At 69.3% G+C, this 8,800-nt stretch carries 10 protein-coding genes; 5 read left to right on the top strand and 5 right to left on the bottom strand.

Annotated elements, in window-relative coordinates; genetic code table 11:
* Positions 1–58: 58 nt before the first annotated feature.
* Together ACFU6K_RS21425 and ACFU6K_RS21420 are read left to right on the top strand one after the other, a co-directional pair.
* Positions 59–580 (top strand): hypothetical protein, encoded by a 522-nt coding sequence (locus tag ACFU6K_RS21425; RefSeq protein ID WP_380665294.1) that lies wholly within the window; start codon positions 59–61, stop codon positions 578–580.
* 58 nt (positions 581–638) lie between these two features.
* On the top strand, positions 639–1,448 hold the full coding sequence (locus tag ACFU6K_RS21420; protein WP_380665292.1) for an aminoglycoside 3'-phosphotransferase: 810 nt from the start codon (positions 639–641) through the stop codon (positions 1,446–1,448).
* A gap of 156 nt (positions 1,449–1,604) precedes the next feature.
* Here ACFU6K_RS21420 and ACFU6K_RS21415 read toward each other — a convergent pair whose 3' ends face one another.
* Complete coding sequence (locus ACFU6K_RS21415; protein WP_380665290.1) at positions 1,605–2,867, bottom strand: methyltransferase domain-containing protein; 1,263 nt, start codon at positions 2,865–2,867, stop codon at positions 1,605–1,607.
* Positions 2,864–3,037, bottom strand: coding sequence for a hypothetical protein (locus ACFU6K_RS21410; RefSeq protein ID WP_380665288.1), 174 nt, complete (start codon positions 3,035–3,037; stop codon positions 2,864–2,866). Before ACFU6K_RS21410 ends, ACFU6K_RS21415 begins: the two co-directional genes overlap by 4 nt.
* A 312-nt stretch (positions 3,038–3,349) precedes the next feature.
* Here ACFU6K_RS21410 and ACFU6K_RS21405 point away from each other — a divergent pair, with 312 nt between their 5' ends.
* The 3 genes from ACFU6K_RS21405 to ACFU6K_RS21395 are packed head-to-tail and all read left to right on the top strand — an operon-like array spanning position 3,350 to position 5,400.
* Positions 3,350–4,201, top strand: a complete 852-nt coding sequence (locus tag ACFU6K_RS21405; protein ID WP_380665286.1) for a helix-turn-helix domain-containing protein — start codon at positions 3,350–3,352, stop codon at positions 4,199–4,201.
* Between the two features lie 14 nt (positions 4,202–4,215).
* Positions 4,216–4,797 (top strand): class IV adenylate cyclase, encoded by a 582-nt coding sequence (gene cyaB, locus ACFU6K_RS21400; RefSeq protein WP_380665284.1) that lies wholly within the window; start codon positions 4,216–4,218, stop codon positions 4,795–4,797.
* 21 nt (positions 4,798–4,818) lie between these two features.
* Positions 4,819–5,400 (top strand): HD family hydrolase, encoded by a 582-nt coding sequence (locus ACFU6K_RS21395; protein ID WP_380665282.1) that lies wholly within the window; start codon positions 4,819–4,821, stop codon positions 5,398–5,400.
* A gap of 73 nt (positions 5,401–5,473) precedes the next feature.
* Here ACFU6K_RS21395 and ACFU6K_RS21390 read toward each other — a convergent pair whose 3' ends face one another.
* The 3 genes from ACFU6K_RS21390 to ACFU6K_RS21380 form a co-directional block, all read right to left on the bottom strand.
* The gene (locus ACFU6K_RS21390; protein ID WP_380665280.1) at positions 5,474–6,814 is read right to left on the bottom strand and encodes a tol-pal system YbgF family protein; all 1,341 of its coding nucleotides are present in this window, start codon (positions 6,812–6,814) and stop codon (positions 5,474–5,476) included.
* Between the two features lie 183 nt (positions 6,815–6,997).
* Positions 6,998–7,471, bottom strand: a complete 474-nt coding sequence (locus ACFU6K_RS21385) for a hypothetical protein (RefSeq protein WP_380665278.1) — start codon at positions 7,469–7,471, stop codon at positions 6,998–7,000.
* A gap of 12 nt (positions 7,472–7,483) precedes the next feature.
* Positions 7,484–8,800, bottom strand: a 1,317-nt coding sequence (locus tag ACFU6K_RS21380; RefSeq protein WP_380665276.1) for a helix-turn-helix domain-containing protein, incomplete at its 5' end; no start/stop codon positions are given.

Raw genomic sequence — 8,800 nt, 5'->3', positions numbered from 1 at the left:
CCCCAGCGGTGGGAAACCCCGGTGCCGGAGCTGCCCGGAACTGCCATGCTGACCTGCCATGAACTACGAACTCCTGCTCCTCGGCGGCGGATCGGGCGTCGGGAAGTCGACCGTCGGCTTCGAGGTCTCGGTGGCGCTGCGGGCGCGCGACACGGCGCACTGCCTCATCGAGGGGGACTTCATGGACCAGATCCACCCCGCCCCCGACGGCGACCCCCACCGTACGGCGATCACCGAACGGAACATCGCCGCCGTCTGGTCGAACTACGCCGCCCTCGGACAGCGTCGCCTCGTCTACACCAACACCGTGAGCATCCTCGAAGCGCCGATGATCAGCCGCGCCATGGGCGGCGGGGCGGTACGGGCCACCTGCGTCCTGCTCACGGCGGAGGAGGAGACCGTGCGCCGGCGGCTCGCCCAGCGCGAGACCGGCTCCCAACTGGCCGCCCACATCGAGCGGAGCCTGTTCATGGCGCGCCACCTGGACGAGCGGGCACCGGCCGGCGCGGTCCGCGTCCCGACCGACGACCGGTCGGTCGAGGACCTCGCCCAGGACGTCCTCCGAGCCGCCGCCTGGTAGCGGCGGGACCCCGCAAAACGGTTGGCGGGGCGCCGCCCGCCCCGGTGAGAATGGGCGGATGATCGCCGCCGCGCCCCAGGGCCCCGTCCAGCCGCCACCCGTCGTCACCGAGCTCGCGGCCGGACGGCCGGTACGGGCCGTCTGGGAGAACGAACTCGGCGGACTGACCTTCCAACTCGGCCACGGCGACACCCGCCAGTTCGTGAAGTGGACGCCGGTCGGCGGCGGCACCGGCATCGACCTCGCGGCGGAGGCGGTCCGCCTGCGCTGGGCGGCAAGCTTCGCCGTGGTGCCGCCGGTCGTCGCCGAGGGCGCCGACGAGACGGGGACCTGGCTCCTCACCCAGGGCCTGCCCGGCCGGTCCGCCGTGGACGAGCACTGGAAGCGCGACCCCGCCACCGCCGTCCGCGCCATCGGCGCCGGCCTGCGGGCGCTCCACGACGCGCTGCCCGTCGCGGACTGCCCCTTCGACTGGTCCGCCGAAGCACGCCTCGCGAACGCGCGCGCCAAGGCCGAAGCGGGCCGCACCGACCCGGCCGACTGGCCGGAGGAACTGCGGCACCACGGCACCGTCGAACGCGCCCTGGCCACCCTCGCCGACATCCCCCCGATCGACCGCCTCGTCGTCTGCCACGGCGACGCCTGCGCCCCCAACACCCTGATCGGCGACGACGGCACCCACACCGGCCACGTCGACCTCGGCACCCTCGGCCTCGCCGACCGCTGGGCCGACCTCGCCATCGCCACCTGGAGCACCCAGTGGAACTACGGCCCGGGCTGGGAGGAGTCTCTTCTCGACGCCTACGGCATCGACCCGGACCCGGAACGGAGCGCCTACTACCGGCTGCTGTGGGAACTGACGGACTGAGCCCCGAGCCGACCGGGCGGCAACAGCCGCGGTTCTCGAGCAACCGGGGCCTGCCGAGATCCCCTGCCGCACCCGCGTGTGATCGGTAGACGGTGGCACCTTCCCGACGGGGCCGGACCTGGTCGAGATCCGACTCTCCCCGGTCGAGCGACGCGCTCAACGGGCACCGGCTGCTCCGGAACCCGGTGCCGAGGGAGCGAGCAGGGCCGAGCCGGGGAGCGGGTGCGGCTCTACCGCAAGGGCCACCCGTTCGCCGGGTGGTCGAGCCAGGCGGTGTGCCCCTCGGGCGTGACGGTCAAGCCGAACCGCTCCGGCCCGGGGCGGTCGTTGTCGAGCCACCAGCGGAGCGGCCTCGACCTCCTCCCAGAGCCGGCGCCGGCCGTGCTGCCACACCGTGTAGCGCTCGGTGTTCTCGCGGCCGTCCCAGTCGACGGCCGCCCACGAGCCGCCGTCGGTCGTTGCCACCCAGAGCCGGGTCACCACGCCTTCGACCTCGGGGCCGTGGTGCCAGGCGTACCAGAGGTCGCCGAGGCGGTGGCCGAGGGCGAACTGGGTCTCGAAGGCGGAATCCGCGACAGCCCACGGGTCGAGGGCGGTCGTGGACTCGGCGGGCACGTGCTCGTCCAGGGCGACGTCCCGGAAGAGCCGGAGGTCGAGGCGCTGGGTACGCATCAGCATGAAGGCACTGTCGGGGGAGTAACGGCCGCTGGCAGTCCCGTCGTCGCCGACGGTGAGGCGGAGCAGGCCCCCGCAGACCCAAGGGTTCTCCCACGGAGTGAGCACCGCTCCACCGGTCCTGGTCTGGCTGATCCAGGCATGGGGAACGCGTCTGACGGAGCACGTCGCCACGACGCGGTCGTACGGAGCCTGGACGCTCCACCCCAGAGTTCCGTCACCATGGACAACGGTGGGGGCGTAGCCGTTGGCCTTGAGGTGGGACCGGGCGAGCTCGACTACCGCGGAGTCGATCTCGATCGACGTCACGTTGGTGTCGCCCAGTCGGTGGGAGAGGAGAGCGGCGTTGAAGCCGGTGCCGGTGCCGATCTCCAGAACTCGCATTCCCGGTGTGAGGTCCAGGAGTTCGAGCATTCGGAAGACGATCGACGGAGCAGAGGCCGAGGACGACGGAAGGGCGTCGGACAGGTCCTCCGGTTCCTGCCCGTCGTCGATCTGCGTCACCACCGGCTCGTCCGTGTAGGCGGCGGCGATCCAGCGATCGAGTTCGTATTCTCGGTCGCACGGTACGAGACAGCCGTCCTCGCCGTTGAGCCAGATCCGGTCGGGGAGGAACCGGTGGCGGGGGGCCGCCTCGGCGGCCTTGCGCCACTCCGGGGCCACCTCATGCCCGAGAAAGCGGGAGACAGCGTGGAGCAGGCCGCGCACGGCGGCCTGCTCGCAGACGCTCGATCGAGTCGTCACTTGTCCTTCTCGCCACCCTTGCCGTGCTTTCCGGACTTCGCGCCCGACGAAGTGTCCTGGGTGGACTTGCTCGTACCGAAGTCCTTGTTGCCGGCGTGCTTGCCCTGACCGCCGTCGTTGGCGCCGCTGCCGCCGCCGGAGCTTCCGCCCTTGCCGAGGCCCCATCCCATGGGAATCTCCTACCTGGTCGTGATGGTCGTCGTGGAGTTGTGGCCGGTCGGCCCGCTCACCGGCATGTCCGGCCCGGGTCCCGGCGGCGCCGGCGGCCTCGGGGGTTTGGGCTGTGGGGTGGTCACGTGTCCGCTCCTGTCGTTCGCCGCGTCGGCCTGTCACGGCCGTTCTGGGACTGCCGAGTTCGATCCGGCGTCGCCTGTTGTCCGCACCGGCGGTCGTACATCCAGAATCGCGTCACCGAATGCGGTCGGCGATATCCAGACGGTAATCTCACTGTGGGATGGATCGATTGACGAGGGGTTCGCCTCATGGGTACTGCGCTCGAACCGATCAGGCTGGCCGACCTTGCCTGGCAGAACGAGCAGGTGCGGTGCGCGCTGCGGGACCGCGATGTCGCCGCGCTGTTCCGCTATGTGCAGCACCACAGCGGCGCGAGTCAGGCCCGGTTGGCGGTTCAGGTGGGGATGACGCAAGGCCGGGTGAACGAGATCCTCAACGGCCGTCGGCTGGTGACGAAGCTGAACGTCTTCGAGCGGATCGCCGACGGACTCAACCTTCCCGATGATGCGCGGCGGCTACTCGGGCTGGCGCCACGGTCGGACGGCCGACGGGCGTCCGGATCCGCCTTCGATCTGGCAGCTTTTCCTGAGATCGTCCGTGTATACGGCGACCAGGAATCGGCGTCCGCCGAGATCCGGTGTGCGGCGGTATCGGCAGCCGAACTGGACGTGCTGGCCGTGCGAGGCCTCGGCCTCCTAGCCCTGCGCGATTCGCTGCTGCGTCAGCACCTGCGCCGCGATGGCGGCCCCTCCCCCCGCTTGCGGGTGCTACTCCTTGATCCGGAGTCGCCGGCTGCCGAGTTCCGTGCCGCCGAGATCGGAGAATCCACGGCTTCGCTGGCCGGAGGTATCCGACTGGCGGAGGCCCGGCTACGGGAGCTGTCCGACTACGGACAGGTCGAGGTCTACCGGTATCGCACGATGCCTGTGTGGCGGATCATCCGGCTGGACCGCACCTTGTTCGTCGGCGCATTCGACGCGGATTGGGAAGGGCACGAGTCGGCAACCTATAAGGTGCTGCCCACGCCGCACGGCCCCTTGTACCGGGGCTGGTGCCGACAGTTCGATGCCATGGTGGACAGTGCCGAGCGTGTGATCTGAGGGAAGGCAGAGGGATGGCGATCGAAGCGGAAGTCAAGGCGATCGTGCGAGACCCGGAAGGCGTGCTCGGGCAGCTGGAGGAGCGGTATGGTTCCGGCCGGGCCGAGGTCTACCGGGACACGTACTATGACGCGCCGGACGGCAGTCTGATGGGCGCTGACCGGGAGCTGCGGATCCGTACCGTGCACAGCCGGGACGACACGCGCACCGTGCTGACGTACAAGGACGCTCGGGTGGACGAGGCGTCCGGGTCCAAGCCGGAGGCCGAGACCACGGTCGCGGATGCCGACGCGATGCACGAGATCGTCCGGGGTCTCGGCTTCACTCCGCGAATCGCGTTCGAGAAGCGGTGCCGCAACTACAGCTTCCAGCAGGACGGGTGGCCTGTGCTGGCCACGCTCGTTCGCGTTCCGGAACTGGATGGCGCGACGTTCATCGAGGTGGAGACATCGGCTGCCACGGCGGCCGAGCTCACCCCCGCCCTCTCCCTGGTCCGTGCCGTACTCGGAGAACTTGGCATCAGCGAGGACGACTTGACCACCGAGTTGTACACCGATGCGGTTGCGGCGGCGCGGCCCGCTCAACCTCGGTCGTGACGTGTGTGAGAGGAGCCGGCAGTGACGGACGACCTGAACGGGGTGGCGAGGTTCCTGTTCGAAGCCGGGACGCTCAAGCAGACCAAGCGCACGGGCTGGTGGATGGCCGGTGTCCGCGACCCCGAGTCGGTCGCCGAGCACTCCTGGCGGACCGCCCTGATCGCCTCGGTCATCGCCAGGCTCGAAGGCGCCGACCCGGCGCAGGCCGCGTTCCTGGCGGTCTGGCACGACTCCCAGGAAACGCGCACCGGGGACGTCAACCACCTGGGCAAGAAGTACGCGCCGAGCGCGGATCCGGTGGCGGTGACGGCCGACCAGGTCGCGGGAATGCCGGACGTCCTGGCCTCGACCATCCGGGATCTCGTCGCGGAGTACGAGGCGAAGGAGTCGTTGGAGGCGGTCTGCGCCCGGGACGCGGACAAGCTGGAATGCCTGATCCAGGGCGTCGAGTACAAGGCGCAGGGTTACGCGAACGCGCAGCGGTGGATCGACAACAGCCGCGGCCGGCTCACCACGAGGACCGCGAACGACCTCGCCGATGCCGTCCTGGCGACCGACTCCCTCGACTGGCTGCGGGCGGCCCTCGGCGAGAAGCCGATGTGACGCGGTCAGCGGCGGGTTCCCTCCGGCCGGATCACCTCGACCGGCACCCCTTGCCGGAGCGGAGACTCACGGCTCACGCGGCCTTCTGTCGCGCGACCTCGCGGGTGCGCTGGTGTAGCCGCCGCACCGTGCCGTTGGCGGCGTGGGTCGGGAGGGCCGCGTTCAGGGCACGGAAGTGCTCGTCGCCGCGGACGGAGCTGAGCGTGATGTAGTCGTCCAGGAAGGCGTCCCAGGTGGCGCAGGCGGCTTCGACGTGGCCGAGTTCCATCTGCCGACGGGCGAGCAGGCCATTGCCGTGCACGCGGCCCTGCTTCTCGTTGGTCGGGCGGGCCCGGTTGGAGAGCTGGAGTTCCTTGATCGCCCCCGGGAGGTCGCCGAGTTCGTACAGCACGTGCGCGACGTGGAAGTGGTACGCGGCTTGGTCGTAGCCGCCGATGGAGTCGTTGCGGCCGTCGGCCTGGGCCAGCGCCGTCTCGGTCTCGGCGAGGCGTGCGAAGGCCTGGCGCCGGTCCTTCACCATGGCGGCGCCGTGCGCCTGTTGGCCGGCGAGGAAGGCCCGCAGGCGCGGGCCGGAGGCCGGAGCGGCCTCGGCGGCCGAGTCGGCGAGTTCGAGGGCTTTGGGGCCGTAGCCGAGGTTGGACGCCTGGAGCGCCATGCCGCGCAGGGTGCGGCAGTACGTCACGTGGTCCTGGGCCTCCCGCGCGAGCTTGAGGGCCTGGACGTAGTACTTCTGGCCGAGGCCGTGGGCGGTCTCGTACATCGCCATCCAGCCGGTCAGGTAGGTGAGATCGGCGGCGGCCGACAGCAGGTCGGCCTTCACCTGGGTCGTGCCGGACGCCTGGAGCCACGGCCCGACCGAGTTGACCAGGAACGCCGCCGCCATCGGGCGGGCGTGGGCGGCACCGAGCTCGTCGAGGATTCCGGCGATCCGGTCGGTGACCATCCGTACGGTCTGGACCTCGCCGGTGCCGACGCGCACGGTTCGGCCCGCGGCGGCACGGGTGATCCGCTCGGGGCTCTCGTCGAACTCCGGCAGTGTCAGGGTCAGCGAGTAGAGACCGGCGGTCAGGACGCCGCGGCGGGAGGGATCCATGTCGGACCTGCCGATCGACATCAGATCGGACAGCACGCCCTTGCTGTGTCCCTTCCCGTCACCGGAACCGAAGCCGGTCTCCTCAGGCGTCACCGGGCGCTTGAGCCGACGTGAGAAGACCTCCCGGACGACCTCCTGCACCTCGGCCCGGGGGATCGTGCCGGAGACCCAGTAGGAGATGGCGGACTTGTCATAGGTCAGCCGGAGCCCGGCCTCGCAGCCGACTCGGTTCACGGCCCGGGCGAGCTGGTCATTGCCCCACTGTGCCTGCTTCATGAGAGCGGCGAGCTTGGTGTTCGGTGTACGCGGTCGACTGGTCATCGCGGTCCCGTCCTCTGGTCAACCGGGTCAACGGCCGCACCAGCATCTCTGGTTCTCCTCTCCGGTGTACCCGCATTGACTCGTCGTCAGCCTTTCGGGAGACGGATGCAGTGTGAGGAGGCGGCGCTTTCCGACGGGCGACTGGCTGCGGGCTGCTCTTGGTGAAGGGCCGATGTGACGCGGTCAGCGGCGGGCTCCCTCCGGCCAGATCACCTCGACCAGCACGCCGTGTCGCCGGGCGAGGGCGACGACATCCGCCGTCCCGCCCTGGCCGCGAGCCGGCAGGCCGTCCCAGACGGCGAGAAGCTTGTCGACGTGATGTACGAGGAGTTCGCCTCCGGCCAGGTGCGCGGGTTCGTCGGATTCGACGTGGCCGGTGCGGTGAACGGCGGCGGCGCTGTCGAACAGCCGGTCGTAGACGGGGTGGTGCCACTCCGGTAGCCCGTCCCGGTACTCGTCGGCCGGGACGATGACCTCCAGCCGCCCGCCCCGCTTGAGTGCGATCTCCGCCAGCCACGAATCCGGCCCGTCCGCGATGCAGGACACGACGGTGAGGTTGGCGGACTCCCTCTTCGGGAGGGCGTCTTCGAGTAGTTGTCGGACCTGTGTCTCCGTCTTGGCTGTCAGCCCTCGGTGGCCCGTGATCCCGATTCGCATGTAATTCCCTTCCTAGAGGTAGACGCCGTGAAGTCGTTCATCGAACTCCCGCACGGCCTTGGGCGGTGAGGAGGTGTTGAACCTCCGCCGAAGTTCGCGGCTCCGCTCGACGATTCGCCCGGAACGGTACGTGAGGCCGGTCTTCAGGGCTTCCGTCGCGAACGCAAATGCTGCCTCGATCTGTCCTTCGGCAAGCTGGCCTGCTGCGAGGTCCAGTATCAGGAGTGCACGCTGCTTCGCATGACCGGTGGCGAGAACAGGGCCAGTGCTGTCCGAGACCCACTTGGGGAGCCCGAGGTTGGCGCCACATGTCATCCTGAAGCCGGCAACCTTGGCCTCATCGAAGGTGAATATCCACGGCCAAGGGGGCTGCTCTCCACGGGTGTTGGACTGGAGTGAGGCTCGGCTGCGTGTCAATGCGCGGTCGCAGCTCCGCTGATCACCTGTGGCTGCGTGTCCGAGAGCCTCCACTGACGACAGCCATGCGTCGGCAACTCTGGGGGAGCCGGTTTCCAGGAAGCTACGGGCTCGCTTTACGAGGCCGAGTGCCATGGCCCCATTGCCAGCGTGTGCCTCGAGTTGAGCGAGGCTCCCCGTCTGGTAGGCGGCAAGGAGCGGATTCGCTCCTGATCGAGCGGCCTTGATCGCTGCCCCGTAGAACGAGCGTGCTGACCCGTTGTCTCCGGTGTCCCATGCCAGCCAGGCGGCCAGGCTCGCCGCCTCGCTCGCGATGGCGGCGAGCCTGATCCGATGGGCATGGGTCGGTGCGGCACTGATGAGCCCTTGGATCAACCGCAGATGTGAACGGACGGCATCGGCAAGTTCCCGGGAAGGAGTCGATCCGTCCAATCGACGGTAGGAGGTTGTGACAAGCCGAAGTGAGGAGGCCTGGTGATCGGCCTCGTCGACACAACTGGCGACGACGGCCAGCGCGGGTGATACGGCGACTGCTGCGGCCGCTCCCAGGAATTGACGTCTCTCCACACTCTCAGTTCCGATTCGTGCCTGGGTCGGGACTTCGGCGAGACCGAGGAGCGCCACTGGGATGCCCAGGTGTTGCGACACCTTCAGCAGCACATCCATGGCGTAGGGGCTGACGCCGCGCTTCTCCAGCCGGGAGATAGCTGATTGCGACAGTCCGCATACCTGGCCTAACTGGGCCTGCGTCATGCGCTGGTGGGTTCGAGCCAGCTCGATGATCCTGCCGTAGTTCCTTGCCTGTGATGCTTCCCGGATCGCTTCCGAATTCCAGTTCAAGGGTCCACCCAACGCTACGAGCAATGCCATGCCGACTGAAGCGGCTTGATGCGGCGCTCGCATATCCATATG

Source organism: Kitasatospora sp. NPDC057512 (assembly GCF_042802135.1).
GTDB lineage: Bacteria > Actinomycetota > Actinomycetes > Streptomycetales > Streptomycetaceae > Kitasatospora.
The sequence above is the reverse complement of the archived record's forward strand: the minus strand, read 5'-3'. Positions and strand labels throughout refer to the sequence as shown.